The organism is Aggregicoccus sp. 17bor-14 (assembly GCF_009659535.1).
In the GTDB taxonomy this organism is placed as follows: Bacteria; Myxococcota; Myxococcia; order Myxococcales; family Myxococcaceae; genus Aggregicoccus.
In genome coordinates this window covers 45,632-71,640 of record NZ_VJZZ01000013.1, presented here as the reverse complement: position 1 = coordinate 71,640, position 26,009 = coordinate 45,632, and the positions used below count along the sequence as shown (strand labels likewise).

Here is a 26,009-nt window from a genome sequence, read left to right as displayed (position 1 = left end):
GCGCGCGGGGGTGCAGGCTAGCCGGGAGATCCGGGAGCGCCGACCCTCTGGACGCACTCTACTGTCCTCGCGCGGACGCTCACCCTGGCCCACGGGGCAGGTACACCTGGAAGGTGGTGCCCTCCTCGGCGCTCGAGTGGGCCTCGATGTGGCCCCCGTGGGCGGCGAGCACCGCGCGCGCGATGTACAGCCCCAGCCCCAGCCCCTCGCTCGCGCCGCTGGCGGCGCTGCGGCGCGCGCCGCGGCGGAAGGGGTTGAAGAGCTCGGGCAGCAGGGTGGGCGGGATGGGGGCGCCGCGGTTGTGCACGCTCAGGCGCACCCCCTCGGCCTCGCCCACCAGGCGCAGCGTGACGGGGGCCCCCGGCGCGCCGTGCTTCAGCGCGTTGGTCACCAGGTTCTGCACCACCTGCGCGATGCGGCCCGGGTCCCACTCGCCCGTGCAGGGGCCCTCGCCCTCGTTGCCCTCCAAGATGAGCTGCAGCTGCCCCTCGCCCGCGCCCAGCCCCACCTCGTCCAGCACCTCCTGGCACAGGCCCGCCAGGTCCACCGCGCGCCGCTCCACCGGGATGCCGCCGCCCAGGCGCGAGCGCGTGAAGTCGAGCAGCTCGGAGATCATCCGCCCCATGCGCTCGGTGCTCGTGGCGATGCGGCGCGCGAGCTTCTGGTGGCGCTCCGGCAGGTCCTCCGCGCGCAGCAGCAGGCTCGCCGCGAGCATGCTCGCCTGCAGGGGCGTGCGCAGGTCGTGGCTCACGATGCCCAGGAAGCGCTCGCGGAACTCCGCCGCCTCCTCCAGCTGCTCCTCCGCGTGCTTGCGCTCGGTGAGGTCCACCAGCACCGCGCCCGCCAGCGCCACCTGCCCCGTGCGGTCCAGCACCGGGTAGAAGCTGGCCTGGAAGTGGCCGGGGCTGCCGTCCGCGCGCGGCGCCGCCAGCTCCTGCTCCGGCAGCGCCACCCCTTCCGCGAACACCCGGCGAAAGCTCCCCTGCAGCGCGAGCGCGAGCGCCGCGGGCGCCACGTCCGAGACGCTGCGCCCGAGGTGCGCCTCCACCGGCGCGTGGGTGAGCGCGGCGAGGCTCTCGTTCACGTGCGTGAAGCGCAGCGAGCGGTCCACGAAGCACAGCCCCACGGGCGCGGTGGCCAGCAGCGAGCCCAGCAGGCTCAGCGTGTCCGCGCGCTCGGCCTCGGCGCGGTGGCGCTCGGTCACGTCCAGCACGAAGGAGACGCCCGCGCCGCCGGGCGAGAGCCGCGCCCCGCCCATCAGCACCGGCACCCGCGCGCCGTCCGCGCGCGCGAGCTCCGTCTCGTAGGGCGCGTGCACGCCGCGCCGCTCCAGCTCCTCGTGCGCGAGCGGCTCGGGGAAGAGCGCGTCCAGGCGCAGCAGCCCCAGCTCCTGGCGGCTGCGGCCCACGAGCGAGAGGAACACCGCGTTCGCGTCCGTCACCCGCCCGCTCGCATCCCAGAAGCAGATGCCCAGCATCCCGCTGTCCACCACGCGCCGGAAGCGCGCCTCGCTCGCCGCGAGCTGCGCGCGCGCGACCTCGCCGGCCCGCAGCGCCTCCTGCGCCTCGCGCCGCGCGCGCCGCTCCGCCTCGTACAGGCGCGCGCGCTCCAGCGCCTGGCCACCCTGGCGCGCGAGCGCGAGCAGCAGCTCGCGCTCGGGAGCCTGCAGCGCGCGGGGGCCGAGGAAGGAGAGCCCCACCACGCCCATCACCCGGCCGCCTGCGCGCAGCGCCACCGCGGCGAGCGCCTCGTGCGGCACGCGGGGGCCTGCGGCGAGGTGCGGGTAGCGCCGGTCGCGCTCGAGCAGCGTGGGCAGCTGCACCACGCGCGTGGGGTCGCCTGCGCGCACCGCGTCCGTGAGCGGGTGCGAGAGCTCCAGCGGCAGGTGCCCCCAGCGCGCGAGCGCCTCGGCGGGGTAGCCGCGCGCGCTCGCGAGCCGCAGCTCGCGCCCGTCTCCCGAGAGCACCATCACCACGCCCGCGTCCGCGCCCAGCGCGAGCGTGCCCTGGCTCGCGATGACGTCCGCCACCTCCGCGGGGCTCGCCGCCTCCGAGAGCGCCGCCGTCACCGCCTGCAGCCGCTCGATGCGCTCGCGCGCCTCCTGCGCCGCGCGGTGCAGCAGCGCGTTGTCCAGCGCGAGCGCCACCCGCCGCGCCAGCGCCTCGCCCAGCGCCACGTCCCGAGGGCCGTAGCGGCGCCCGCTCGCCGCGTTCGTCAGCAGCGTGAGCGCGCCCAGGCGCCGGCCCCGGCTGAGCAGCGGCGCCACCAGCAGCGAGCGCGGCGCGAGCGCCGAGAGCAGCTGCGCGCGCTCGCTCCCGGGCTCCAGCGTCCCCTCGCGCAGCGCGCGCTCCAGCAGCGGCGCGAAGTCCTCGACGACCTGCACTGCGTGCATCTGCACCGCGTGCGCCGGCGGTGCTCGCCGCCCGTCGGCTCCGGCGTGCCCCGGGTCCACCGCGTGCCCCACGCCGCCGGGCCCCGTGGCGCCGCCTGCGCCGCCTACGTCCACGGGCGCGAGCGCCCGCACGCGCGCGGCGAGGTGCGCGCGCTCGGGGTCGGCGTGCGCCACCTCGAGCCGCTCGAGGCGCCCGTCGTCCGCGAGCACGTCCACCGCGCACCAGTCCGCGAGCGCGGGCACTGCCAGCGCGCCGATCGCCGCGAGCGTGGCGCGCAGGTCCAGCGAGGCGGAGAGCGCATCGGCCGCGCCGGCGAGCGCCCGCACGAGCTCCTCGGCGGGCGGGGGCGCGCGGTGGGCGTCGGATGCCGGCGGCGCCGCGGCGCCCGCGCCCAGCAGCGCGGCGTAGGGGCCGCTCACGTAGCGGTGGCGCCCCTCGGCGTCGAAGTAGGCGAGCCCCGCGCCGTCCAGGGCGCCGAGCAGCCCCTGCAGGCCGCGCAGCTCTTCGGGCAGACCGGACGCGCGCTCGCGCTCCCGGACGGCAGCGGAGGTCTCTTCGGACGGAAGTGACGGAGGGGACGGGCGCATGCGCGGAGACGGAGAGGAGCTCGGACGCCGGTAGGGCCCGGAGCATGACCGGCTCGCCTCCCGCCCGCATGGCGGCCGCCCCGCCCTGCACCGCTGCCCGGCCCCAAGCGTCGCGCCCGCGACAGAGCCGGGCCCGCGCGTGTCCGGGTTACTTCAGAACGCGCGTCACGCGCAGCACGGTCGCGTCGCCGGCGGGGCCCGCCTTGGGGCGCACGGAGAGGGTGCCCTCCACGCGCACGCCCTGCTGCAGCGCCTTCTGCACCCCCTCGCGCTCCGCGTCCGAGCCCAGCGCGGAGAGGTCCAGCTCGTGCACCTCCCGGGGCTCCTTCTCGCCCGGCGCCTGCACGCTGTAGCTGGGGCAGGGGAAGGTGATGCAGCGCACGCCGCTGTCCTTGAGCAGCAGGGTCTGGGCGCCATCAGAGGGCATGCGCGCGGCCTCGTCGGTGGGGTGGGTGGGGCGCTGGGCGGCGGCGGGCGCTGCGTCCTGCGCGCCGGCGTCCGGAGCGCTCGCGGCGTGCACGGCGCCGGGGGCCGCGGGGCTCGGGGCCGCGGGGCTCGAGGCAGGGGTCTGGCAGGCGGCGAGGGCGGAGGCGAGGGCGAGGCAGGAGAGGGCGCGGCGCAGCGGCGTCATGGGGCGAGGGGCTCCCGGGAGCAGCGGGGGGAGCGGGCATCTCCTCAGGGCGCGGGCACGAAGTCCAGCGCCACGGAGTTGATGCAGTAGCGCAGGCCCGTGGGCGCGGGGCCGTCCGGGAACACGTGGCCCAGGTGCCCGCCGCAGCCCGCGCACGCGACCTCCGTGCGGCGCATGAAGAGCGACTCGTCCGAGCGCTCCTCCACGTGCTCGCGCGCGAGCGGCGCGGTGAAGCTGGGCCAGCCCGTGCCCGAGTCGAACTTCGCCTCGGAGCCGAAGAGCGGCGCGTGGCAGCCCGCGCAGCGGTAGGTGCCGCGCGCGTGGTGGTCCCAGTAGGCGCCGGTGAAGGCGCCCTCGGTGCCCTTCTTGCGCAGCACGCGGAACTGCTCGGGGCTGAGGCGGCGGCGCCACTGCTCGTCGCCGCCGTGCGGCGCCTGCGGCGTGGCCGGAGAAGCGGATGGGTCCAGCTGGGCGCAGCTCGCGGTGTGGCTCGGGCTCATGGCAGAAGGCTCCTCCCTGGGGGAGTGAACCCGCCCCATCCCCCCGACCATGCGCCCGCCGGTGCATTCTCGCACCCCCGCCCCGCCCGCCTGGCCGGTGGGTGAGGCGAGGCACGCGGGCGCCGGGCGTCCTGCCCGCTGCGGCGTGCGCGCAAGGGCCAGGGACCCCAGGGCGTTCCGGAGGAGTTCCAGAAGAGTTCCGGGAACTTCGGGGCTGTTCGCGCCGCCGCAGGGAGGGCAGGCCGGTTCATTGACGCCCCGGCGCGATGGGGCTACACCCGCCGGGCTATGGAATTCCGCATCGCTGCCGACGAGCTGAAGAAGGCCCTCTACCGCGCCCAGGGCATCGTGGAGCGCAAGACGACGATGCCCATCCTCGCGAACGTGCTGGTCACGGCGCAGAAGGGCGGCATCACCGTCACGGCCTTCGACCTGGACATCGGCATCGTGAGCGAGCACCCGGCCGAGGTCACCAAGCCGGGCGCCGTCACGCTCAGCGCCAAGTACGTCTTCGACATCGTGCAGAACCTGCCGGACGCGCAGGTGACGCTGAAGAAGCTCGCGAACAACTACGTGGACATCGCGAGCGGCAGCGCCCACTTCAAGATCGTGGGCATGGCGCCCGAGGAGTACCCGAAGCTGCCGCGTGAGGAGAACGCGCCGCTGGTGAAGGTGCCCGGCGCCACGCTGCTGGAGATGATCAAGAAGACCAGCTTCGCCATCTCCAGCGACGAGACGCGCTACATCCTCAACGGCGTCTTCTTCGAGCCGCAGGCGGGCGGCAAGGTGCGCATGGTGGCCACGGACGGCCACCGCCTCAGCCTCATCGAGCGCGAGCTCACCGGCGACTTCAAGCTCAAGAGCGGCGTCATCATCCCGCGCAAGGGCCTGATGGAGCTCAAGCGCCTGCTGGACGAGGCCCCGGATGCCGAGTGCCACCTGGGCTTCGCCGAGAACTCGGCCCTCTTCAAGAAGCCGGGCCTCACCATGGTGATGCGCCTCATCGACGGGCAGTTCCCCGAGTACCAGCGCGTCATCCCCAAGGAGGGCGAGAAGAAGGTCCTCATCAGCAAGGTGCGCTTCCTCGAGGGGCTCAAGCGCATCGCGCTCCTCTCCGCGGACAAGAGCTACGCGGTGCGCATCGGGCTGGGCGAGAACACGCTGAAGATCACGGCGAACAACCCGGACCTCGGCGAGGCGAAGGACGACCTGGACGTCGCCTACCGCGGCGGGGACATCACCATCGGCTTCAACGCCCGCTACCTCATCGACGTGCTCAGCGTGACGGACACCGACGAGGTGGCCTTCGAGCTGGGCGACGAGCACAGCCCCGGCGTGCTGCACGGCCCCGGCGACCGCAGCTTCACCGCGGTGGTCATGCCGATGCGCGTCTGAGCGCCCCTCTCACGAGGGAGTGAGGGAGGAGGGCCCTTTCCGCGGGAAAGAGGCCCTCTCGCTTTTTCCGGGGTAGGCTGCGTCCTCCGAAAGAGGGCGGACCCCATGTCGACGCTGTGGAAGTGGAGCACCCTGGCGCTGCTCGCAGGCGCGAGCAGCTGTGGCCCGCAGCCCGAGGCACCGCGGCTCGCCGGGAAGTCCTCCGCGCTGGGCACCCCCGCGCCGCTCGCGCACCGGGTGAAGGACCTCAACCCCGGGCCCGGCGACGGCCTGCCCGAGCGGCTCAAGCCCTACTTCCACCTGCACGCGCTGGGGCACACGCTGTTCCTGCGCGCGGACGACGGCGTGAGCGGCCCGGCGCTCTGGCGCAGCGACGGGACGGAGCAGGGAACGCGCCTCGTGAAGGACTTCACGGATGACACTGCGGACACCCTCGGTGACGAGCCCGCAGTGCTGGGTGATGCGCTGTACTTCTTCGCCGGCCCGACGAGTGCGCTCGGGCTCTGGAAAATCTCGGAGGACGCCGAGTCCCCAGAGCTCGTGCAGTCGCTCTCTCCCAAGGGCGAGGGCTGGGCCTTCTCCCTCCGGCGCTTCGGAACCCAATTGGGCTTCGTGCACACGGACCCGGACACGGGCGCTGAGCCCTGGGTGTCGGACGGCACCACGGACGGAACGCACCTGGTGGTCGACGTCTGGCCTGGCGCGAAAACCTCCGATCCCCGATTCCTGCGGGACCTGAACGGTACGCTGTTCTTCACGGCCGAGGACTCCGTCCACGGACGAGAGCTCTGGCGCAGCGATGGCAGCGCGGGCGGCACCCGGCTCGTGAAGGACATCCGCAGCGACGGCGATGGGGTGGGGGCGTACTCGGCCGCGCCCGTCGCAGTGGGTAACGCGCTCTACTTTGCTGCGGATGACGGCACAGGGGCGTGCGGCCTGTGGCGCACCGATGGTTCGGAGCTCGGCACCGTTCCCGTGAAGGTCTTCGGGGACGACTGCCTCACCGACGGCGTGGAGGACATCGTCGCTTCGGGCAGCCGCGTCTTCTTCATGCTTCGGCACCGGGATGCTGAAGCGCGACAGCTCTGGAGGACGGACGGCACACCAGAAAGCACGGTGCTGCTGCTGGACACCCTGCCCGGAGCCGGCCCCACGATCTTCGGTGGGTTGATCGCGCACGGTGCCGGCGTGCTCTTCGTGGGACCAGGCTCAGCTGGTGGCACGGCGCTCTGGCGCAGTGACGGCACGCAGGCAGGCACCGTGCGCGTGAAGGACGTCGCGGTGTCCGCGGACAACTTCTACGGCTACCAGATCCTCGACGGGCTGCTCGTGTTCCGCGGCGACGACGGGGTACACGGCCAGGAGCTGTGGCGCAGCGACGGGACGCCCGAGGGCACCTTCATGGTCTCCGACGTGCGCCCCGGCCCCGAGAGCAGCGGCGCGAGCCACTTCGCGCTCGCGGGCGACACGCTCTACTTCCGCGCCACGGACGGCGTGAGCGGCTACGAGCCGTGGGCCATTCCGATGGCGAAGGTGCACGATCCCATCCCGCCCACGCTGACCTGCCCCGCGGACGTGGCGGTGAACGCATCGCAGCCCCTGAACATCAACGTGAACTATCCGCCCGCGCAGGCGAGCGACAACAGTGGCGAGTCCGTCACCCTCACCTACTCGCAGGCCTCGGGGAGCACCTTCCCCGAGGGCGCAACGCAGGTCGTGGTCACCGCCACGGATGCGGTGAAGAACACGGCGAGCTGCAGCTTCCGTGTCACCGTGTACGTGGGGATGCCGTACGGCGATGACACGTTGGATGACGGCGGCCCACTCCCGGGCTCCGGCTGCGCGTCCACCGCGGGCTCGCCGGGGGCCTGGCTCGCAGCGCTGAGCCTGCTCGTGCTCCGGGGGCGGTGGCGCGCTGCGCGCCGGAGCTGAGCCCGACGGCTCGGGCTCTCGGTGACGCGCAGCGCAGGCTGCGGCGCCGACGCCGGGTGCAATCGCGCCTGGCGCTCACTCCGCCTCGTACTTCTTGCGCTTGCGCCACAGCGTGGACGCATCGATGCCGAGCACCCGCGCGGCCTCGTCGAGGCTCGGGCGGCTGCCCACCACGCGCAGCAGGTGCTCGCGCTCCACCTGCTCCAGCGTGTGCGGCCCGCCGAGCACTACGCCGTGGCCCCCGGCCGCCGAGATGCGCTCGGGGAAGGCCTGGGGCTCGAGCACGTCCGCGGGCCAGACGATGAGCGCGCGCTCCAGCGCGTTGCGTAGCTCGCGCACGTTGCCGGGCCACGGGTAGGCGCGCAGCAGCGCCTCGGTGGCGGCCGAGAGCTCGGGCGGGCGGCGCTGGGCAGCGCGCGCGAAGAAGGCGAGGAAGCGGCGCGCGAGCGGGAGGATGTCCTCGGCGCGCTCGCGCAGGGGCGGCAGCGTCACCTCCACCACGTTCAGCCGGTAGAGCAGGTCCTCGCGGAAGCGCCCGGTGGCCACGGCCGGGTCCAGGTCGCGGTTCGTGGCCGCCACCACGCGCACGTCGGCATGGCGGGTGCGCCCCTCGCCCAGCCGCTCGAACTGCTTGTCCTGCAGGAAGCGCAAGAGCTGCGCCTGCAGCGCGGGGCTCATCTCCGTGACCTCGTCGAGGAAGAGGGTGCCGCCCTCCGCCTGCTCCACGCGGCCCGGCTGGTCCCTCACCGCGCCGGTGAAGGCGCCGCGCGCGTGGCCGAACAGCTCGCTGGCGAGCAGCTGCTCGGAGAGCGTGGGGCAGTTCACCGTGACGAAGGGGCGGCTGCGGCGCGCGGAGAGCGCGTGCAGCGCGCGCGCCACCACGCCCTTGCCGGTGCCGCTCTCGCCGCGCAGCAGCACCGCGGCATCGGAGGTCGCCGCGCGCGAGACGAGCGCGAGCGCGGCGCGCATGGCCGGGGCCCGCGTGTCCAGCAGGGCCTCGGGGCTCACCTCGGCCAGCTGCGCCTGGAGGGACTCGCGCTCGCGCGCCAGGTCGCGTCGCTCGCTGGTGCGCGCCACCACGTGGCGCACCTGCGCGGGGGTGAAGGGCTTGGCGATGAAGTCGCGCGCGCCGCGGCGCACGGCCTCCACCGCCGTGTCGAAGCTCGCGTAGGCGGTGATGAGCACCACGTCCAGCGAGGCGTCCTCGGCGAGCAGCCGGGGCAGCAGCTCCATGCCGCTCGCGGTGCCCAGCCGCAGGTCGAGGAAGCACAGGTCCACGGGCGCCTGCGCGAGCGCGGCCAGCGCCGCCTCGGGGCCCGCCGCCTCGCGCACCTCGCAGCCGAGGCTCTCGAGGCACAGGCGCAGGGTGCTGCGGATGTTGCGCTCGTCGTCCACCACCAGCACGCGCAGGGGGCGAGGCGGCGGGAGGACGTCGGAGCGGGGGGCGGGCAGGTCCATGGGGCGCTCAGCGCGTGGCGGCGGGGGCGTAGGCCTCGACGGCCTGCCTGCAGGCCGCACCGCACTCGGGGAAGCTGAGCACGTTGCGCGCGCGCTCGCGACAGTCCGCTTCCGAGCGGTGCGCCACGTCCTCGCCGCAGCGCAGGCGGAAGGTGAGCAGCTCGGCCTGCAGGAGGGTCGCGCGCCGGGGCGCGGGCATGGCCTCGAGCAGCTGGCGCTCTGCGAGGGAGCGGACGCCCAGCGCGGCGAGGAGCAGGAGCAGCGTGACGAGCAGCAGCAGCTTTCCACCAGAGCCGAGCATCCGGCGGCAGGGGAGGGCGGCATCGGTCAGGGGAGTCATGGCCTCCTCATCCACTGCTTGCGGCATGCCACCCGCCCCCGGCTCCGGGAGCGCGCCGGGGGCGCCCCGCTGCAGCGTGCGCCTTGCACGGCGCTGCGGGGGCAGGGTTGCAAGTTGCACGACGGGGGCGCGGCGGCGCGCGCCAAGGGAGCGACCTTGCTGGGTCCGGCCCGGCGGGTCGCGGCGGCACGTCGCGTGCTCCTGGGCAGGGACGGGCGCAGCCCTCGCGGGTCTGCGCGTCCCCCGCTCCGAGGAGCTCCGCATGCCGACACACCCGGGCGAGCCTGCGCGCAGTGCGCCGCCGCCTCCCCTGCCTCCTGCCCCCGGCGCAGCGCCCGCGCTCCCGCGGCCGCGTGGCTGGCGCAGGCGGCTGCTCGGGGGGGCGCGCAGCGTGCAGGACCCGGGCGTGTTCCACCACGTCTCGCTCGTCGCCTTCCTCGCCTGGGTGGGGCTGGGCGCAGACGGCCTCTCCTCCTCGGCCTACGGGCCGGAGGAGGCCTTCAAGGCCCTGGGCGCCCACACGTACCTCGCGGTGGGGCTCGCGCTGGCCACGGCCTTCACCGTCTTCGTCATCTCCTACGGCTACAGCCGCATCATCGAGCAGTTCCCCTTCGGCGGCGGGGGCTACGTGGTGGCCACCCGGCTGCTCGGCGCGGGGGCAGGCGTGGTGAGCGGCAGCGCGCTCATCGTCGACTACGTGCTCACCATCACCATCTCCGTGGCGGCGGGTGCGGACGCGCTCTTCAGCCTGGGGCCGCACCTGGGCGCGTGGAAGCTGCCGGCGGTGTTCGCGGTCATCGCCCTGCTGGTGCTGATGAACCTGCGCGGGGTGAAGGAGAGCGTCACCGTGCTCACCCCCATCTTCCTCGCCTTCCTGGTGGGCCACGCGGTGCTCATCGCGGGCGCGGTGCTGGGGCGCCTCTCCGAGCTGCCCGCGCTCGCCGCCGAGGTGCGCAGCGGCTACGCCGAGGGGCTGGGGACGCTGGGCGGGGTGGGCATGCTCGCGCTGTTCCTGCGCGCCTACTCGCTGGGCGGCGGCACGTACACGGGCATCGAGGCGGTCTCCAACGGCCTCGCCATCATGCGCGAGCCGAAGGTGCACACCGGCAAGCGCACCATGCTGCTCATGGCGGTGAGCCTCGCGCTCACGGCCGCGGGCATCACGCTGGCCTACCTGCTGCTGCGCGTCTCACCGGTGGAGGGCAAGACGATGAACGCGGTGCTGGCCGAGCGCTTCGCGGCGGGCCTGCCCCTGCACGCCGGCGGGGGCGCGGTGGGGCACGCCTTCGTGCTGCTCATCCTCGTCTCCGAGGCGCTGCTGCTCTTCGTCGCCGCGCAGGCCGGCTTCATCGATGGGCCGCGCGTGATGGCCAACATGGCGAGCGACTCGTGGCTGCCCCACCGCTTCTCCCAGCTGTCCGACCGGCTCGTCACCCAGAACGGGGTGCTGCTCATGGGCGGGGCCTCGCTCGCGGCGCTGCTGTACACGCGCGGCGACGTGGGGCACCTGGTGGTCCTCTACTCCATCAACGTGTTCGTCACCTTCAGCCTCTCGCAGGCGGCCATGTGCCGCTTCTGGCTGCGCGGGCGGCGGCGGCACGCGGACTGGAAGCGGCACATCGCCGTGCACGTGGTGGGCCTGATGCTGTGCCTCGGCATCCTCGGCGTCACCGTGTACGAGAAGTTCGGGCAGGGCGGCTGGGTGACGCTGGCGCTCACCGGGCTCCTCGTGGCGCTGTGCTTCCTCATCCGCGCGCACTATCGCGGGGTGCGCCGCAACCTGCGGCGCCTGGACGAGATCCTCCCCGCGCTCCCGCGGGAGGCCTCCGGGGAGGCTCGCGCGCTGGAGCCGCTCGCGCCCACGGCGGTGCTCCTGGTGGGGGAGTACGCGGGGCTGGGGGTGCACCAGTTGCTCGCGGTGGAGCGGCTCTTTCCACGGCACTTCCGCAACTACGTCTTCGTCTCGGTGGGGGTGGTGGACTCGGCCAGCTTCAAGGACGTGGAGGAGGTGGAGGAGGTGCGCCAGCGCACGCAGGCCGCGCTCGCGCGCTACGTCGCGCTCGCGCGGCGGCTGGGCTTCGCCGCGGACGCGCGCATGGGCGTGGGCACGGAGACGGTGGCCGAGGCGGAGCGGCTGTGCCGCGAGGTGGCCAGGGTCTACCCCCGCTCGGTCTTCTTCGCGGGCAAGCTCGTCTTCCAGCGCGAGAAGTGGTTCCAGGGCCTGCTGCACAACGAGACGGGGTACGCGCTGCAGCGCCGTCTGCAGTTCGCGGGCCTGGACGCCATGGTGCTGCCCGTGCGGGTGCTCGGGACTGCAGCGTAGAGGGACGCCCTGCGCCAGGGGTGGAGGGCGCGGCGTCGCGCGGCGTAGTAGGGGGCAGGTGACGGGAGGAGTCGGGATGGCTCGGCGCGGACGGTCGGAGCAGGGCGAGCAGCGGGCGGGAAGCGGCCGCGCACCGGGAGGTCGCCGATGAGCCTGCGCACCCGGCTGCTGCTCGCGCAGGCTCCGCTCGCGCTGGCGCTCGCGCTGGTGGGGCTGCTCGCCGTGCTCACGCTTCGCAGCGTGGGCGAGAGCGGGATGCAGATCCTCGCGGACAACTACCGCAGCCTGCTCGCGCTGCAGCGCATGCAGGAGGCGCTCGAGCGCATCGACAGCGGGGTGCTGCTGCTCGCGGCGGGCGAGCGCGAGCGGGGGCTCGGGCAGGTCTCCCGCTTCCGGCAGCGCTTCGAGCAGGAGCTGCGGGTGCAGGAGGGAAACCTCACGGAGCCCGGCGAGCGGGAGGCGACGGCGCAGCTGCGCGCGCGCTGGGGCCGGTGCCAGCAGGAGCTGGAGGCGGCCGTCGCAGCGGAGGACCCACGGGCGGTGCGAGTGCAGTACCTGCGCGCGACGGAGCCCGCGCTGCGCGCGCTCGAGAGCGCGGCGGCGCAGGTGCTGGCGCTGAACCAGGATGCGATGGTGCGCAAGAGCGAGCGGCAGCGGCAGCAGAGCGAGCGCGCGAACGCGCTCGCGCTGGGGGGCGTGCTCGCGGCGCTCGCGCTGGGGCTGGGAACGGGGGTGGCGCTCACGCGCCGCGCGCTGCAGCCGGTGACGCTGCTGGGCGAGGCGGTGCGCCGGCTGGGGCAGGGGGACCTGGATGCGCGCGCGCAGCCCACCGGGGGAGGGGAGCTCGCGCAGCTCGCGGCGGAGTTCAACGCCATGGCGGACTCGCTGAGGCGCTATCGCGAGAGCTCGCTGGGGGAGCTGCTGCAGGCGCAGGCGGCGTCGCAGGCGGCGATCGACAGCCTGCCGGATCCGGTGCTGGTGTTCGGCGTGGACCAGCGGCTGCTCAACCTGAACGGCGCGGCGGAGCGGCTGCTGGGGCCCGGCGTGGAGGGAGCGCCAGACCCGCTCGCGCGCGCGGCGCCCGAGCTGCGCGAGGTGCTGGAGCGGGTGCGCCGGCACGTGCTGGAGGGCCGGGGGCCCTTCCTCCCGCGCGGCTACGAGGAGGCGGTGCGGGTGGAGGGCGGCGAGGGCCCCAGCTACTTCCTGCCGCGCGGCTCGCCCGTGCATGCGGAGCGCGCGGGCATCATCGGGGCCACCGTCATCCTGCAGGACGTGACGCGCCTCAAGCGCTTCGACGCGCTGAAGAACGACCTGGTGGCCACGGTGGCGCACGAGTTCCGCACGCCGCTCACGAGCCTGCGCATGGCCATCCACCTGTGCGCGGAAGGGGCTGCGGGGCCGGTGAGCGGGAAGCAGGAGGAGCTGCTCTTCGCGGCGCGCGAGGACTGCGAGCGCCTGCAGACCCTGGTGGACGACCTCCTGGACCTGCAGCGCATCCAGGAGGGCCGGCTCGCCATGCAGCGGCGGCAGGTGGGCACGGACGAACTGCTGGAGCTGGGCGTGGGACCGCACCGCATGTCTGCGGAGCAGAAGGGGCTCGTGCTCCGCACCTCCGTCGCGGCCGGGGTGGGGTTGCTGGAGGTGGACCCCGAGCGACTGGGGCTGGTGCTCAGCAACCTGGTCTCCAACGCCGTGCGCCACAGTGCTCCCGGAGGGCGCGTGGAGGTGGGCGTGCGGCAGGAGGCGGGGCGGGTGCGCTTCGAGGTGCGGGACGAGGGGCCGGGCGTGGCGCCCGAGCACCAGCGCCGGGTCTTCGAGAAGTTCTACCGGGTGCCGGGTGCGCCGGGGGGCGGGGCAGGGCTGGGCCTGTCCATCGTGCGCGAGATCGTGGAGGCGCACGAGGGGGAGGTGGGGCTCGAGACCGAGCCGGGGCAGGGGGCGTGCTTCTGGTTCGACGTCCCTGCGGTCCCCCCTTCCCCACGGGAGGGCAGGGACGAGAGGGGCAGGGCCTGAGCAGGCAGCCTCGCGCCCCCGCTCCCGCACGCCCCTCCCCTCGCAGGACGTGGCCGGCGCAGGGAGGGGTTCTTAGATTCCTCCTGTGTGCGCAGGAGGTGCCGCCGTGATGAACTCCCCTCACGTCTCGCCCCGCCGGGTCATTCAGCCGGTCCTCTCGGAGCGCAGCATGGGCCCCCGCCTGGGACGCATGGGCGTCGCGCTGCTGCTGCTCGTGCTCTTCGGCGGCTTCTTCCTCCTGTGGCAGACGCGCGGCGAGCAGCGCGCGGTGGGCACGCTCACCCCCGCGCAGCGCACCGCCGTGTTCCAGGAAGCGCTCGGGCGCTACAAGGTGCTCTGCAAGGACGGAGGGACGCCGGCGGTGCGCGCGGAGTGCACCGAGCAGGCGCGCTACCTGCGCCTCTTCCCGGAGTGCGACGGCGCATGCAAGGACCTCACGGACGCGGACGTCCCGGCACCGGCGCGCTAGGTCCGCGACGCCCGCTGCTCCTGCGGCTCGGGATGAGGACGGGCGGGACGGGCTCGCCTCGTGGATGTCCAGCGCGCGCGGGCGTCGGCCTGCGCAGCGCTCCAGGGAGGCTCGGGAGCGGGCCCGCTTCCATCCTGGTGCGGCCCCCCAGGAGGCGAGGCCGCGGGGCCTGTAAGGACTACCGCAATACCCCCGACATCTCAGAACAGGTGCGCGCGACTTCGCGCCCCGGGGGTACCCCTCCCGGGCGCAGGTCGGTGCGGTGCTGTCTACAAACCTCGGGGGTTTTGAAATCTCCCGAGCTTCCCCGGAGCGCCTCGCAGGGCAGCGCCCGCCCGCGCTCGGCGCATGCGACGGGAGCCCGTCCCGTCCCGGCTTCCCATAGAGCCGATGCGCGCGGTTCACAGTGCGACGGACCCGTCCCTCTGCCTCCGTGAAAGGCGAGAGGAGACCGCTGCGCCAGGAACGCGGCAAGTGCGCGCTTCTGAACTAGGCTCGGCGCAACTCAGACTGTTGGGGGGAGAGCCGAGTGTCGATGCGTGCCGGGACAGGACTGCTGTGTTGCCTGCTGTGGGCCTCGAGTGCAGGAGCGCAGCAGCCGCCGCTGCCGCTGCCGCCGCCACCCGCAGGCACCCAGCCGCGCGCGAGCGCGGAGGCAAAGCCGCGCCTGCTCGTCACCGACCTCAGTGCACAGGGCGTCTCCGCGCAGGAGGCCGCCGCGCTGACGGACGCCGTCGTGCAGAGCCTCACCGAGCGCAACCTCTTCGAGGTGCTCAGCCGCCGCGACGTGGAGACGCTGCTCACGGCCGAGCGCCAGCGGCAGCTGCTGGGCACCTGTGACGCGCGCGCGGAGGCCTGCGCGCAGGACGTGGGCGGGGCGCTGGGCGCGCGCTACGTGCTGAGCGGCTCCTTGAGCAAGCTGGGCCCCACCTACGAGCTCAGCCTCCAGGTCCTCGACACGGTGAAGGGGCGCCCGGTGGGGCGCAGCACGCGGCTCGCGCGCGAGCTCTCCACGCTGCGCCAGCTGGTGCCCTACACGGTGGCCGAGGCGAGCGGCGCGCCCCTGCCGCCGCCGGCGAGCCGGGTGCTGCCCTACAGCCTGCTGGGGGCGGGGAGCGCGGCGCTCTTGGGCGGCGGCGTGTACGGGCTCATCGCGCTCAGCCGCCAGAAGGTGCTCAACGACGAGCTGTGCCCGGAGGGCCCGGTGAACGGGACCTGCCAGGGCCGCAACCTGCGCGAGCTGGACTACTACCGGCAGGAGAACAGCCGGCTCGGGCGCGACAAGACGCTCGCGCTGGTGGCGATGGGCGCGGGCGCGGGGCTGCTCGCGGCGGGCTTCCTGCTCATGCCGCCGCCCGAAGGCGGACCGCGCATCGCGCTGGTGCCCACGGGACGCGGCTTCGCCCTGGCGGGGGTGCTGCCGTGAGGGCGCTGGGACTGTGCGGCCTGCTCCTGCTGTGCGCGTGCTCGGGCGGGCTGAAGCTCGACGAGGGCAACGCCTTCCCCTGTGACTTCGCCCTGGGCGAGGCGGTGCGCGACCAGGGCTGTCCGTCCGGCTGGGTGTGCGGGCTCGAGGACCGCTGCCAGCCGGAGGACCCGGAGACCTTCGTGCCGGGCGCCGTGCCCAGCTACGCGGCGCAGGCGCGGGTGAGCCCGGGCGCGCTCGACTCGCCGCTGCGGCTGCTCGCGGGGGACGCGCGGCTGCGGCTGTGGCTCGCGGACGAGGACGACGCGGCGGGCCCGCTGCTGGTGACGCCGGTGGGCGTGGCGCCGCTCTCGCCCAATGCGCCGCTGCCGGAGCTCTCGGGCGCGGCGCTCGCGGGCGCGCAGCTGGGGCTGCTCACCAGCACGGGCAACGTGGCGCTGGTGAACCTGGCGGACGGCGGCACGCAGGCGGTGCTCACCCCGGGCACCGGCAAGCCGCTCGGGGACGTGGGCGCGCTGCGCGCGGAGCTCAGCGTGCTCGCGGACGGCGGCGTGGGCAGCAGCTTCCTCGCGGCGCTGCGCACGGACGGCGGGGCAGGGGAGCTGCGCACGGACGGGACCTACCAGGCGCTGCCGCAGGCCTTCACGGTGGACGCGAACGGCGGGGCGCACCCGTGCACGGGCGGGAAGGAGACCTGTGCGCCGCGCGTGGACGACACGGTGTGGAGCTACGCGTACACGGACGTGCGCGCCGCGCCGCGCGCGCAGGTGGAGCGGCTGCTCTCGGCGAAGAGCGCGCTGGTGCCGGTGGCCGCCTACGGCCCGGGGCTGCTCGCGCGCCTGGACACGCCGCTCGCCGGCGACTGGCGGGTGCTCAACCGCAACGACCCGCTCATCGACGACGCGGCGCTGCTGCCGCTCGTGGACCTGCGCCACAGCCAGCTGCGGCGCAGCGAGGACGGCGCGCTGTGGGCCCTCAACTACGCGCTGCCGGTGCCGGCGCGCGTGGACTCGCTCGCGACCTGGGTGCTCTCGCGCTCCACGGACCCCACGCAGAACGAGTTGGTGCGCGCCTGGAGTGACTGCGCCCCCTGCCGCGAGGGGCGCCTGCTCGCGGCGACCCCCGTGACGGGCGGCGCGCTCGGCGTGGAGGTGCTGTGCGAGGCCTCCGGCGGCGCGCGCTCGCTGTGGCGCGTGACGGGGGCGAGCGTGACGAGCCCGCTGGACGCGTGCCTGCGCGAGCCGGTGGAGGCGCCCTTCGACCTCGCGCAGCTGAGCGCGGACCCGAACGCCGTGGACGCCACCCAGGGTGCCTCGCTCTCGCTCGGCGGGCGCAGCGGGCAGGTGTGGTTCGGCCCGCGCCTCTCCACCGCGCGCCCGCTCTACCTGGACCGCGCGCCGCTCGCCGCCACGCTGGTGACGGACGCGGCGAGCGCGGGCAAGACGAACCTGGCCGCCATCACCGAGAGCACGGTGGCGGTGGACCTCGGGCGCCCGGGGGGCAACGGCCTCACCGTGCTCACGCTCGCGGAGCTCAACGCGGCGAACGGCGTCGCCGACCCCGCGGCGCTGGACGAGCGCTTCCAGCTCGCGGCGCGCGTGGAGGGCTTCGAGGACTGGTTCGTGCTCAGCTCCGGGGACCTGGTGAAGACGGGGGCGGGCGGCGGCTTCGGGCCGCGCCTGCTCGCCCCGGACGGCAGCCCCGCGCAGGGCCCCTTCCACGCGGTGGGCACGCGCGAGGGCAGCCGCGCGAGCATGGTGCTCTCGGCGGCGGACCAGCTCTACTACTGGGAGCTGGACCCGGCCGCGCCCCTGAGCGCGCAGGCCGCGGCGAGCACGCTCGCGCCGCGGCTCACGCCGGAGCCGGGCTTCCCCATCCGCTCGCTCGCGCGCAACCGGGCCGTCACGCTCGCGGGCAGCAGCGAGCTGGACGTGGCGGGCTGGGTGGTGACGAGCCGCAACCTCTTCGCCTTCTCGCGGGTGCGCGCCGGCGGGCGCTGGGCGCTGGAGGGGCTGAGCGCGAGCGTGGACGAGCCGGTGGAGCTGTGGAGCGTGGGCGAGCCCCCGGCAGCCTACGGGCGCGTGGGCCTGCGCGACGGCACCGTGCTGCGGCTCCCCGGAGGCCTGCCGCTCACCGGGCGGCTGGTGCGCGAGGACGGGCGCGCGGAGCAGGTGCGCGACTACGCGAGCGTGGGCGGCTGGACGCTCGCGCTGGGGGAGGCGGGGCTGTACCAGGCCGTCACCCCCACGGCGGCCGGGAAGCTGCTCGCCTGGACGGCCGTCCCCCTGCCGGCGGGGGTGACGGGGGCCCAGCTCGCGGGGGCGCGGCTCGAGGTGCTGCGGCGCGAGGGCCGCGACATGCTCTACCTCTTCACCGCGCAGGGCTTCGCCTACGAGGTCGGCCGCGCGCAAAGCGCGGGATGAGGTTATAGCAAGCGCCCCCGTGCGCCTCCTCTCGCTCCAGGTCCAGGACTTCCGCAACCTCGCCGAGGTGCGCCTCGCGCCCAGCGCGCGCGCCAGCATCGCGGTGGGGCAGAACGGGCAGGGCAAGACGAACCTGCTCGAGGCGCTCTACGTCCTGGCCACCCTCAAGCCGCTGCGTGCCACCCGCCTCTCGGAGCTGGTGCGCTGGGGGACGGGCAAGGCGCGCGTGTCCGGCCGCTTCCTGCTCAGGGGAGCGGAGCGCGAGATTGCGGTAGAGGTCGAGGGCGGCCAGCGCCAGGCCTTCGTGGACGGCAAGAAGGCGCAGAGCCTCGAGGAGTACTTCGGCGGCGTGTCGGTCGTGGCCTTCACCCCGGACGACCTCGGGGTCATCAAGGGCGGCCCGGACGAGCGGCGCACCTTCCTGGACCGCGCCGTCTTCAACCGCTTCCCGGCCTTCCTGCAGGAGAGCCGCAGCTACGCGCGCGCCCTCAAGAGCCGCAACCGGCTGCTGCGCGAGGGGGCGGGGCAGGTGCCCGACCCCGCGTACCTCGAGGCCTACGACGCCACGCTCGCGCGCGCCGGCGCCCGCATCCTCGTGCGCCGCCGCGCGCTGATGGCCGAGCTCGCGCCGCGCGCGCGCGCCACCTTCGAGGCCATCGGGCGTACCGAGGCCCGCGCGACGTACGGCTACCACCCCAGCCACCTGGGAGACGTGCACAGCCTGGACGAGGGGGCGCTCGCGGCGCGGCTGCAGGAGGTGCTCGCGCACCGGCTGCAGCGCGACCTCGCCCGCGGCTTCACCAGCGTGGGGCCCCACGCGGACGACGTGGAGGTGACGCTGGGCGGGCGCAGCGCGCGCGCCTACGCGAGCCAGGGGCAGCAGCGCGCGCTCGTGCTCGCGTGGAAGATTGCCGAGATCGAGAACCTGGAGGCGGCGCTCGGCGTGCTCCCCCTGCTGCTGCTCGACGACGTCTCGAGCGAGCTGGACCCCGAGCGCAACGCGTACCTCATGGGCTACCTGCACGCGAGCGGCGCGCAGACCTTCCTCACCACCACCGAGGGCAGCCTCGTGGGCGCGGCCGCCGGCCCCGACACCCTGTGGCTCGAGGTCGCCGCGGGGCAGGTGCAGCGCGGCGCGGGGCCCGAGGGGTGGGGGGCGCCGGCGACGAACGCCGGGCCTGCGGCCGAGGCCGCGGCGCTGCAGGCCGCCGAGGTGCCGGAGCCCGGCGCGTCGGAACCCGCCGAGCCCGCACCCGATGCCCCGCCCGCGCTTGCCCGGGCGCACTGAGGACGGGCGCGGCGCGGGACCGTGCACGCCCGCGCGGGTGCGCTTATGGACTCGGGCCCTCGCGGGCGGCCTCCCCCAGGAATGGGGCTCCCATGCTCCCCGGCCGCCCGCGGTGGCTCGGCTCGTACCGTGGGCTGAGGAATAGGGCGCCCGGCGGTTGAAGGGGCGAGATGTTCGCCTTCCCAATCGCGGCACGGGTGCTACAACCAAGCGCTCCGGCGCACGGGCGCGGCCTTGGCCGCGGGCCCTCTCGCGCTGGCACCCCTATGGGCCCGGCCCACCGCGCGTGCGGCCCGGGCGCTCGGAGCACCCCCGCCATGAGCGCAGTCGAATCCCCCTCGGTCCACCTGCCCCGCGTGTCCACCGGCATCGAGGGCCTGGACACGGTGCTGCACGGCGGCCTGCTGCAGGGGGGCACCTACATCGTCGTGGGCATGCCCGGGGCGGGGAAGACCATCCTCGGCAACCAGTTCTGCTACCACCACGTGAAGGGGGGCGGGCGGGTGGTCTACGTCACCCTCCTCGCCGAGACGCACAGCCGCATGCTCGCGCACCTGCGCGAGATGGACTTCTTCACCGCCGAGCCGCTGGCCACCGCGTTCCAGTACGTGAGCGCCTACCGCACGCTGGTGAAGGAGGGGCTCGCGGGGCTGCTCGAGAGCTTGCGCAAGCTCATCCGTGAGCACCGCGCGAGCCTGCTGGTCATCGACGGCCTGGTGAGCGCGACGCACAACGCCGCCAACGAGCTCGCCTTCAAGGAGTTCATCCACGAGCTCAACACCCTGGTGGGGGTGATGAACTGCACCACGCTCTTGCTCACCAACGGCCAGGGCCCGGACGACGTGCACCCCGAGCACACCATGGTGGACGGGCTCATCGAGCTGAAGGACGAGCTGGTGGGGGTGCGCAGCGTGCGCCACCTCAACGTGCGCAAGTTCCGCGGCAGCGCGCACCTGCGCGGCGAGCACACCTTCGTCATCACCGGGCACGGCATCACGGTGTACCCGCGGCTCGAGGCGCAGCTGGGCGAGAACGCGGTCATCCCCCAGGAGCAGGAGGGGCAGCTGCCGCTGGGCGTGCCCGAGCTGGACCGCATGCTGGGCGGCGGCCTGCAGCGCGGCAGCGTCACGCTGCTGATGGGCCCCTCGGGCAGCGGCAAGACGCTGCTGGGCCTGCAGTTCCTGCACGAGGGCGTGCAGCGCAACGAGAGCTGCCTCTACTTCGGCTTCTACGAGAGCCCGCCGCGCCTCATGGCCAAGGCGGACGGCATCGGGCTGCACCTGCGCCCCGCGCTGAAGAGCGGGCTGCTGCAGGCCCTGTGGCAGCCGCCCAGCGAGCTGTTGCTGGACGCGCTGGGCGAGCGGCTGCTGATCACGGTGAAGGCGCGCGGGGTGAAGCGGCTGCTGCTGGACGGGCTGATCGGCTTCAAGGAGGCCACCGTCCACCCCGAGCGCATCAACCGCTTCTTCGCCGTGCTCACCAACGAGCTGCGCGCGCAAGGGGTCACGGCGGTGTTCACCGAGGAGACGCGGCTGCTCTTCGGCCCGGAGGTGGAGGCGCCGGTGAAGGCGATGAGCGCGCTGGTGGAGAACCACCTCTTCCTGCGCCAGGTGGAGATGGACGGCGAGCTGCGCCGCGCCATCACCATCCTCAAGACGCGCGAGAGCAACCACGAGACGAGCGTGCGCGAGCTGCACATCAGCGCGCAGGGCTTCCGCGTGGGCGGCCCCTTCCGGGACGTGGACTCGCTGCTCACCGGCCAGAGCAAGCCGCGCACGGAGCGCGCCCTGCGGGCCAAGCCCCCGTCGAAGGCTTCGCCGAAGGGCGCCAAGAAGCGCGCGCCGGGGCGCGGGGGGAGCAAGTGAGAACCGTCCTGCTCGTCGACGACGAGCACGCCATCGTGGATGCCCTGCAGGGCATCCTCGAGGACGAGGGCTACCGGGTGCTCACGGCCGCCCACGGCCGCGAGGCGCTCGCGCGCCTGGCCGAGGCGAAGCCGGACGTGGCCCTGCTGGACGTGATGATGCCGGTGATGGGGGGCAGGGAGCTGCTCGCGCACCTGCGCGCGAGCCCCGAGTGGAGCCGCCTGCCCGTGCTGATGATGAGCGCGGTGCCGCGCGAGGTGCTCGAGCGGCAGGAGGGCGGCGCGCTCGCCTGCGACGCCTTCCTCGAGAAGCCCTTCGACCTGGGCACGCTGCTGGCCACCCTGGACCGGCTCGCGGGCCCGGAGAAGGGCTAGGAGGCCGGGACCGTGCCCGAGCGGCAGACCGCGCACTTCCGCCGCCTGCTCACGCGCTCCGTCGCGGTGCCCATCCTGCTGCTGCTGGCGCTCGCCGCGGTGCTCTTCCTGCAGCTCACCCAGCTGCTCGCGGCCTACCGCGCCACCGAGCACTCGGACGCCATCATCCTGCGCGCCGAGCGGGTGCGGCAGCTGCTGGTGGACCGCGAGACGGGCCTGCGCGGCTACCTGCTCACCGGCGAGCCGCGCTTCCTCGAGCCCTACGAGCGCTCGGAACGGGAGCTGCCCGGTGCGATGGCGGCGCTCGAGGGTCAGCTGGACCTGCCGCAGCAGCAGCAGCGCTACGGCCAGCTGCGCGAGCGCTGGAGAGACTGGGAGAGCATCGCCGCGCAGGAGCGGGCGCTCAAGGACGAGGGGGGCGACTACCGCGCCCTGGTGGCCGGCGGCGAGAGCAAGGCGCGCATGGACCGGCTGCGCGCGACGCTGGACGAGCTGGTCTCCTTCGCGCGCGAGCGCCGCGCCCAGCGCGCGGACGCCGCCCAGGCGAGCGCGCGCCGGGTGCTGGTGGGCACCGGCGCCGCGGTGCTGCTCATCGGCCTGGGGCTCGCCTACGTGAGCCGCCGCCAGCTGTTGATGCTCTCCGGCCGCTACGAGTCCAACGTGCGCGCGCTGCGGCAGCTCAACGCCGAGCTGGAGAGCCGCGTGGAGCAGCGCACCCGGGAGCTGCAGCACATGAACCGGGAGCTGGAGACCTTCAGCTACTCGGTCAGCCACGACCTGCGCACCCCCTTGCGCGCCATCGACGGCTTCAGCCAGGCGCTGCTCGAGGACGAGGCCGCGCGCATCAGCCCCGAGGGCCAGGACTCCCTGCGCCGCGTGCGCGCGGCGGCCGGGCGCATGGGGCAGCTCATCGACGACCTGCTGCGCCTCAGCCGCGTGGGGCGCGCCGAGCTGCAGCGCGCGCCGGTGGACCTGGGGGCGCTCGCGCAGGAGATCCTCGCGGAGCTGCAGCGCCGCGAGCCCGGGCGCCAGGTGCAGCTGGACGTGCAGCAGCCCCTGCCCGCGCACGCGGACCCGCAGCTCGCCCGCGTGCTGCTGGAGAACCTGCTGCAGAACGCCTGGAAGTTCACCGCGCGCAAGGCGCAGGCCCACATCGCGCTCCGGCGCGAGCCCGAGGGCGTGACCGGAAGCGCGCCCGGCGGCCCGCCCACCTACCGGGTGGAGGACGACGGGGCGGGCTTCGACATGGCGTACGCGGGCAAGCTCTTCAGCCCCTTCCAACGTCTGCACAAGACGAGTGAGTTCCCGGGCACGGGCATCGGGCTGGCCACGGTGCAGCGGATCGTGCACCGTCACGGCGGGAGCATCCGGGCGGAAGGAAGGCCCGGCGAGGGCGCCCGCTTCATCTTCACGCTGGGGGAGGCGAGCACATGATGGCAGGCGCGGCGGGGATGGAGGGCGCGGGAGGCGCGGGCTCGCTCGCGCCGCCGGGCACGGTGCTGCTCGTGGAGGACAACCCGGACGACGTGGCGCTCACCCTGCGCGCCTTCCAGCGCGCCGGCATCACCCACCCCGTGGTGGTGGTGGAGGACGGGGTGGAGGCGCTCGAGTACCTCTTCGGCGAGGGGCGCCACCAGAAGGAGGGCGCCGCCCACCGCCCGCTCGTGGTGCTGCTGGACCTGAACCTGCCGCTCCTGGACGGCCACGAGGTGCTGCGCCGCATCCGCCAGGATCCTCGGACCCGTACCCTGCCCGTGGTCATCCTCACCTCCTCCGCCGAGGACCAGGACGTGGTGCGCAGCTACGACTCGGGCGCCAACAGCTACGTGCGCAAGCCCGTCTCCTTCCTTGCGTTCGTGGAGGCGGCGCGCCAGCTGGGCGTGTACTGGCTGCAGCTCAACCACCCGCCGCCCCCGCGCCCCAGCTTCCCGAGCCCCGGCTCCGGAGGCTCGCGATGACCCTGTCGGCGACCCCCCCGCGCCCCCTCGCGGTGCTGCACGTGGAGGACAGCGCGGACGACGTGCTGCTGCTCGAGCGCGAGCTGCGCCACGGCGGCTTCGCCATCGCGCGCAGCGCGCAGGTGGAGACGGAGCAGGCGCTGGAGGCGGCGCTCGCGCAGGGCCCCTGGGACGTGGTGCTCGCGGACTACACCATGCCGCACTACAGCGCCCCCGCCGCCCTGCAGCTGCTGCGGCGCCGCGGCCTGGACATCCCCTTCATCGTGGTGAGCGGCACGGTGGGGGAGCACGAGGGCGTGGAGATGATGCGCGCGGGCGCCAGCGACTACTTCGGCAAGCACTACCTCACCCGGCTGCCGGCCGCGGTGGAGCGCGAGCTGCAGGCGGCGCAGAGCCGGCGCGAGCGCGCGCGGGGCGAGCGCGACCGGGCGCTGCTCGCCAGCGCGAGCGAGCTGCTGGGGCGCTCGCTCGACTACGAGCGCACGCTCGAGCAGGTGGCGCGGCTCGCGGTGCCGGAGGTCGCGGACTGGTGCGCCGTCTTCCTGCCGGACGGCCACGGCGGCCTGCGCCTGGGCGTGGTGGCGCACCAGCTGCCGGGCCTCGAGGCGCAGGTGCAGCGCCTGAGCGAGGGGCTGCAGCTCAACCCCGCCGCGCGCGTCGGGCCCCTGCAGGTGGCGCGCACGGGCGAGCCCGAGCTCGTCACCCGCGCGAGCGCGGAGCGGCTCGCGCAGATCGCCCCGCCCGCGCTGAAGGAGGCGCTGGACGCGCTCGGCATCTGCACCGGCGTGCACGTGCCGCTCGCCTCCTCGCAGGGGGTGCTCGGGGTGCTCAGCCTGGTGGGCATGGGCGCGCGCGCGCCGATGGGCCCGCAGGACCTCGCGCTCGCGCAGGAGCTCGCCCGGCGCGCGAGCCTCGCGCTGCAGAACGCGCGCCTCTACCGCGAGGCGCAGGCCGCGGTGCACCTGCGCGAGGAGTTCCTGCAGGTGGCGGCGCACGAGCTGCGCACCCCGCTCACCACGCTGCGCCTGCAGCTCGGAAGGCTCGCGAGGTCCGAGGAGGTGCGCAGCGCGAGCCCCGCGCTCGGCGGAGGCCTCGAGCGCGCGCAGCGCCAGGTGGGGCGCCTCAGCACCCTGGTGGAGAGCCTGCTGGACGTGAGCCGCCTGGAGAGCGGCGCGCTGCAGCTGCACCGCGAGGAGGTGGACCTCGCGGAGCTGGTGCGCGAGGTGGCCGAGCGCTACGCGGACGAGGCGCGCGGGGCGGGCTGCCCGCTGCAGCTGGAGCTCGCGCCGGGGCTGGTGGGGCCCTGGGACCGGCTGCGGCTGGACCAGGCCGTGGCGGCGCTGGTGGCCAACGCCTTCAAGTTCGGCCCGGGCCACCCCGTTCAGCTCTCGACCGCGCGCGTGGGCGCCGCCGCGCAGCTGGTGGTGGAGGACCGGGGCATCGGGCTCGCGCCGGCGGACCTCGAGCGCATCTTCGAGCGCTTCGAGCGCGCGGTGAGCGAGCGGCACTACGGAGGCCTGGGCCTCGGGCTCTATCTCGCGCGCCGCTCGGTGCGCGCCCACGGCGGCGAGCTGCGCGCGGAGGCCCGTCCCGGCGCCGGCGCGCGCTTCGTGCTCGAGCTGCCGCTCGCCGCGCTCGAGGGCTTCTCGCCCTCCCCCGGCGGCTCGCGCAGTGGCTCTGGAGGTCTGCACTGATGGCCCGCTCCCTGATGGTCGTGGACGACGACGCGGACCTGCGCGAGACCCTGCAGGAGGTGCTGAGCGACGCGGGCTTCGAGGTGCAGGGCGCGCGCGACGGCGCCCACGCGCTCGAGCTGCTGCGCACGCGCGAGCGGCTGCCGGACCTGCTGCTGCTGGACATGATGATGCCGGTGATGGACGGGCGCAGCTTCCTGCGCGCCGCGCACGCGGACGCCACGTACGCCGGCCTCAAGGTGGTCATCTTCAGCGCCTCGGTGGACGTGGAGCGCACGGCGAAGGAGCTGGGCGCCTCCGGCTACCTGCGCAAGCCGGTGAGCGTGGAGGGGCTGCTGGACCTCGTGGAGCGGCAGCTCGTCGACAGGGCCTGAAGACCGGGCCTGAGGCTGCGCTGGCGCCGGGCGCGCGCCGGCAGTACCTCTAGCCCTACCGCATGGACGCCCGCTTCTTCGCCTACGACCCGCGCCGCACCCGGCTCCTCCTCTTCCTCGGCGCCTGTGCGCTCGCGGTGCTGTGCGCCGCCTCGCTCGCGGCGGCGCGCGCCGGCGGCGGCCGCCCGGCGCTCGTGCGCGCGGGCTTGAGCGCAGGCCTGCTCCTGCTCTTCCTCCTCGCGCGCTTCCGGCTGCGGCCGCGCGCGGGTTGGGGCGTGGTGCTGGCCACGCGCGGGGTGAGCGTGGCGCGCCCCTTCGCCGCCGAGCCGGTGGCGCTCGCGTGGGGGCAGATCGCGCGCGTGCGGCGCACCGGCCGTAGGGGCGGCGTGCTCGCGCTGTGGCTGCAGGGCGAGGGCGCGGAAGGGGCCGGAAGCGTGCGGGTGAGCCGCCAGCTCTTCGCGGACGCGGCCCACTTCGAGGCGCTCGCCCAGGCGCTCGAGGAGCGCGTCCCGACCCCGGCGTACGACGCCTGAAATGGCGGTCCGGAGGGCCCCCGCCGCGCCCGC

General features: G+C 74.8%; 19 protein-coding genes and 1 pseudogene. 15 read left to right on the top strand and 5 right to left on the bottom strand.

The genetic code is table 11. From position 1 onward, the window contains the following. Window positions 1-79: 79 nt before the first annotated feature. From FGE12_RS22830 to msrB, 3 genes are all read right to left on the bottom strand, one after another. Window positions 80-2,980, bottom strand: coding sequence for an ATP-binding protein (locus FGE12_RS22830; protein ID WP_153868692.1), 2,901 nt, complete (start codon window positions 2,978-2,980; stop codon window positions 80-82). A gap of 148 nt (window positions 2,981-3,128) precedes the next feature. Continuing rightward, entirely contained in the window at window positions 3,129-3,611 is a 483-nt protein-coding gene (locus FGE12_RS22825) for a DUF6748 domain-containing protein (protein ID WP_153868691.1), read from the bottom strand. A gap of 44 nt (window positions 3,612-3,655) precedes the next feature. Next, complete coding sequence (gene msrB, locus FGE12_RS22820) at window positions 3,656-4,111, bottom strand: peptide-methionine (R)-S-oxide reductase MsrB (protein ID WP_153868690.1); 456 nt, start codon at window positions 4,109-4,111, stop codon at window positions 3,656-3,658. A 288-nt stretch (window positions 4,112-4,399) separates the two neighbouring features. Between msrB and dnaN the strand changes: the two genes are divergently transcribed. Together dnaN and FGE12_RS22810 are read left to right on the top strand one after the other, a co-directional pair. Further along, complete coding sequence (gene dnaN / locus FGE12_RS22815; protein ID WP_153868689.1) at window positions 4,400-5,506, top strand: DNA polymerase III subunit beta; 1,107 nt, start codon at window positions 4,400-4,402, stop codon at window positions 5,504-5,506. 105 nt (window positions 5,507-5,611) lie between these two features. Then, on the top strand, window positions 5,612-7,438 hold the full coding sequence (locus FGE12_RS22810) for an ELWxxDGT repeat protein (protein WP_153868688.1): 1,827 nt from the start codon (window positions 5,612-5,614) through the stop codon (window positions 7,436-7,438). Between the two features lie 75 nt (window positions 7,439-7,513). Here FGE12_RS22810 and FGE12_RS22805 read toward each other — a convergent pair whose 3' ends face one another. Beyond that, a complete protein-coding gene (locus tag FGE12_RS22805) occupies window positions 7,514-8,896 on the bottom strand; it encodes a sigma-54 dependent transcriptional regulator (RefSeq protein ID WP_153868687.1) in 1,383 nt (460 codons plus the stop codon). A gap of 7 nt (window positions 8,897-8,903) precedes the next feature. Further along, window positions 8,904-9,236 carry a hypothetical protein gene (locus FGE12_RS22800; RefSeq protein WP_153868686.1) on the bottom strand — a complete coding sequence of 111 codons (333 nt, stop codon included), beginning with the start codon at window positions 9,234-9,236 and terminating at the stop codon, window positions 8,904-8,906. Window positions 9,237-9,498: 262 nt separating this feature from the next. On the opposite strand from FGE12_RS22800, the gene FGE12_RS22795 reads away from it, so the two are divergent. From FGE12_RS22795 to FGE12_RS22735, 13 genes and pseudogenes are all read left to right on the top strand, one after another. Next, window positions 9,499-11,559, top strand: a complete 2,061-nt coding sequence (locus FGE12_RS22795) for an APC family permease (protein ID WP_153868685.1) — start codon at window positions 9,499-9,501, stop codon at window positions 11,557-11,559. 147 nt (window positions 11,560-11,706) lie between these two features. Beyond that, window positions 11,707-13,572 carry an ATP-binding protein gene (locus FGE12_RS22790; RefSeq protein ID WP_153868684.1) on the top strand — a complete coding sequence of 622 codons (1,866 nt, stop codon included), beginning with the start codon at window positions 11,707-11,709 and terminating at the stop codon, window positions 13,570-13,572. A gap of 109 nt (window positions 13,573-13,681) precedes the next feature. Then, window positions 13,682-14,041: a hypothetical protein gene (locus FGE12_RS22785; protein ID WP_153868683.1), complete on the top strand. Its 360-nt coding sequence runs from the start codon at window positions 13,682-13,684 to the stop codon at window positions 14,039-14,041. A 529-nt stretch (window positions 14,042-14,570) separates the two neighbouring features. Then, window positions 14,571-15,467: a CsgG/HfaB family protein gene (locus FGE12_RS22780; RefSeq protein WP_153868682.1), complete on the top strand. Its 897-nt coding sequence runs from the start codon at window positions 14,571-14,573 to the stop codon at window positions 15,465-15,467. Further along, entirely contained in the window at window positions 15,464-17,890 is a 2,427-nt protein-coding gene (locus FGE12_RS22775) for a hypothetical protein (RefSeq protein WP_153868681.1), read from the top strand. The genes FGE12_RS22780 and FGE12_RS22775 overlap by 4 nt, the downstream gene beginning before the upstream one ends. A gap of 19 nt (window positions 17,891-17,909) precedes the next feature. Next, a pseudogene (locus tag FGE12_RS22770) lies at window positions 17,910-19,037 on the top strand (DNA replication/repair protein RecF); the annotation flags it as partial. 458 nt (window positions 19,038-19,495) lie between these two features. Then, window positions 19,496-21,043, top strand: coding sequence for an ATPase domain-containing protein (locus FGE12_RS22765; protein ID WP_153868680.1), 1,548 nt, complete (start codon window positions 19,496-19,498; stop codon window positions 21,041-21,043). Beyond that, the gene (locus FGE12_RS22760) at window positions 21,040-21,417 is read left to right on the top strand and encodes a response regulator (RefSeq protein ID WP_194798174.1); all 378 of its coding nucleotides are present in this window, start codon (window positions 21,040-21,042) and stop codon (window positions 21,415-21,417) included. The genes FGE12_RS22765 and FGE12_RS22760 overlap by 4 nt, the downstream gene beginning before the upstream one ends. 12 nt (window positions 21,418-21,429) lie before the next feature. Further along, window positions 21,430-22,851, top strand: a complete 1,422-nt coding sequence (locus FGE12_RS22755; protein WP_153868679.1) for a sensor histidine kinase — start codon at window positions 21,430-21,432, stop codon at window positions 22,849-22,851. After that, entirely contained in the window at window positions 22,848-23,375 is a 528-nt protein-coding gene (locus tag FGE12_RS22750; RefSeq protein WP_228531010.1) for a response regulator, read from the top strand. Before FGE12_RS22755 ends, FGE12_RS22750 begins: the two co-directional genes overlap by 4 nt. Further along, window positions 23,372-25,069 (top strand): ATP-binding protein, encoded by a 1,698-nt coding sequence (locus FGE12_RS22745; RefSeq protein WP_153868678.1) that lies wholly within the window; start codon window positions 23,372-23,374, stop codon window positions 25,067-25,069. The genes FGE12_RS22750 and FGE12_RS22745 overlap by 4 nt, the downstream gene beginning before the upstream one ends. Beyond that, window positions 25,069-25,443 (top strand): response regulator, encoded by a 375-nt coding sequence (locus tag FGE12_RS22740; protein ID WP_153868677.1) that lies wholly within the window; start codon window positions 25,069-25,071, stop codon window positions 25,441-25,443. Before FGE12_RS22745 ends, FGE12_RS22740 begins: the two co-directional genes overlap by 1 nt. Before the next feature lie 62 nt (window positions 25,444-25,505). Further along, complete coding sequence (locus tag FGE12_RS22735) at window positions 25,506-25,976, top strand: hypothetical protein (RefSeq protein ID WP_153868676.1); 471 nt, start codon at window positions 25,506-25,508, stop codon at window positions 25,974-25,976. Window positions 25,977-26,009: the final 33 nt, after the last annotated feature.

Excerpts from the sequence above, each read along its gene's own strand:
- FGE12_RS22830 (WP_153868692.1), bottom strand. The coding sequence starts at position 2,980 with ATGCGCCCGTCCCCTCCGTCACTTCCGTCCGAAGAGACCTCCGCTGCC.
- FGE12_RS22825 (WP_153868691.1), bottom strand. The coding sequence starts at position 3,611 with ATGACGCCGCTGCGCCGCGCCCTCTCCTGCCTCGCCCTCGCCTCCGCC.
- msrB (WP_153868690.1), bottom strand. The coding sequence starts at position 4,111 with ATGAGCCCGAGCCACACCGCGAGCTGCGCCCAGCTGGACCCATCCGCT.
- dnaN (WP_153868689.1), top strand. The coding sequence starts at position 4,400 with ATGGAATTCCGCATCGCTGCCGACGAGCTGAAGAAGGCCCTCTACCGC.
- FGE12_RS22810 (WP_153868688.1), top strand. The coding sequence starts at position 5,612 with ATGTCGACGCTGTGGAAGTGGAGCACCCTGGCGCTGCTCGCAGGCGCG.
- FGE12_RS22805 (WP_153868687.1), bottom strand. The coding sequence starts at position 8,896 with ATGGACCTGCCCGCCCCCCGCTCCGACGTCCTCCCGCCGCCTCGCCCC.
- FGE12_RS22800 (WP_153868686.1), bottom strand. The coding sequence starts at position 9,236 with ATGACTCCCCTGACCGATGCCGCCCTCCCCTGCCGCCGGATGCTCGGC.
- FGE12_RS22795 (WP_153868685.1), top strand. The coding sequence starts at position 9,499 with ATGCCGACACACCCGGGCGAGCCTGCGCGCAGTGCGCCGCCGCCTCCC.
- FGE12_RS22790 (WP_153868684.1), top strand. The coding sequence starts at position 11,707 with ATGAGCCTGCGCACCCGGCTGCTGCTCGCGCAGGCTCCGCTCGCGCTG.
- FGE12_RS22785 (WP_153868683.1), top strand. The coding sequence starts at position 13,682 with ATGAACTCCCCTCACGTCTCGCCCCGCCGGGTCATTCAGCCGGTCCTC.
- FGE12_RS22765 (WP_153868680.1), top strand. The coding sequence starts at position 19,496 with ATGAGCGCAGTCGAATCCCCCTCGGTCCACCTGCCCCGCGTGTCCACC.
- FGE12_RS22750 (WP_228531010.1), top strand. The coding sequence starts at position 22,848 with ATGATGGCAGGCGCGGCGGGGATGGAGGGCGCGGGAGGCGCGGGCTCG.
- FGE12_RS22745 (WP_153868678.1), top strand. The coding sequence starts at position 23,372 with ATGACCCTGTCGGCGACCCCCCCGCGCCCCCTCGCGGTGCTGCACGTG.
- FGE12_RS22740 (WP_153868677.1), top strand. The coding sequence starts at position 25,069 with ATGGCCCGCTCCCTGATGGTCGTGGACGACGACGCGGACCTGCGCGAG.
- FGE12_RS22735 (WP_153868676.1), top strand. The coding sequence starts at position 25,506 with ATGGACGCCCGCTTCTTCGCCTACGACCCGCGCCGCACCCGGCTCCTC.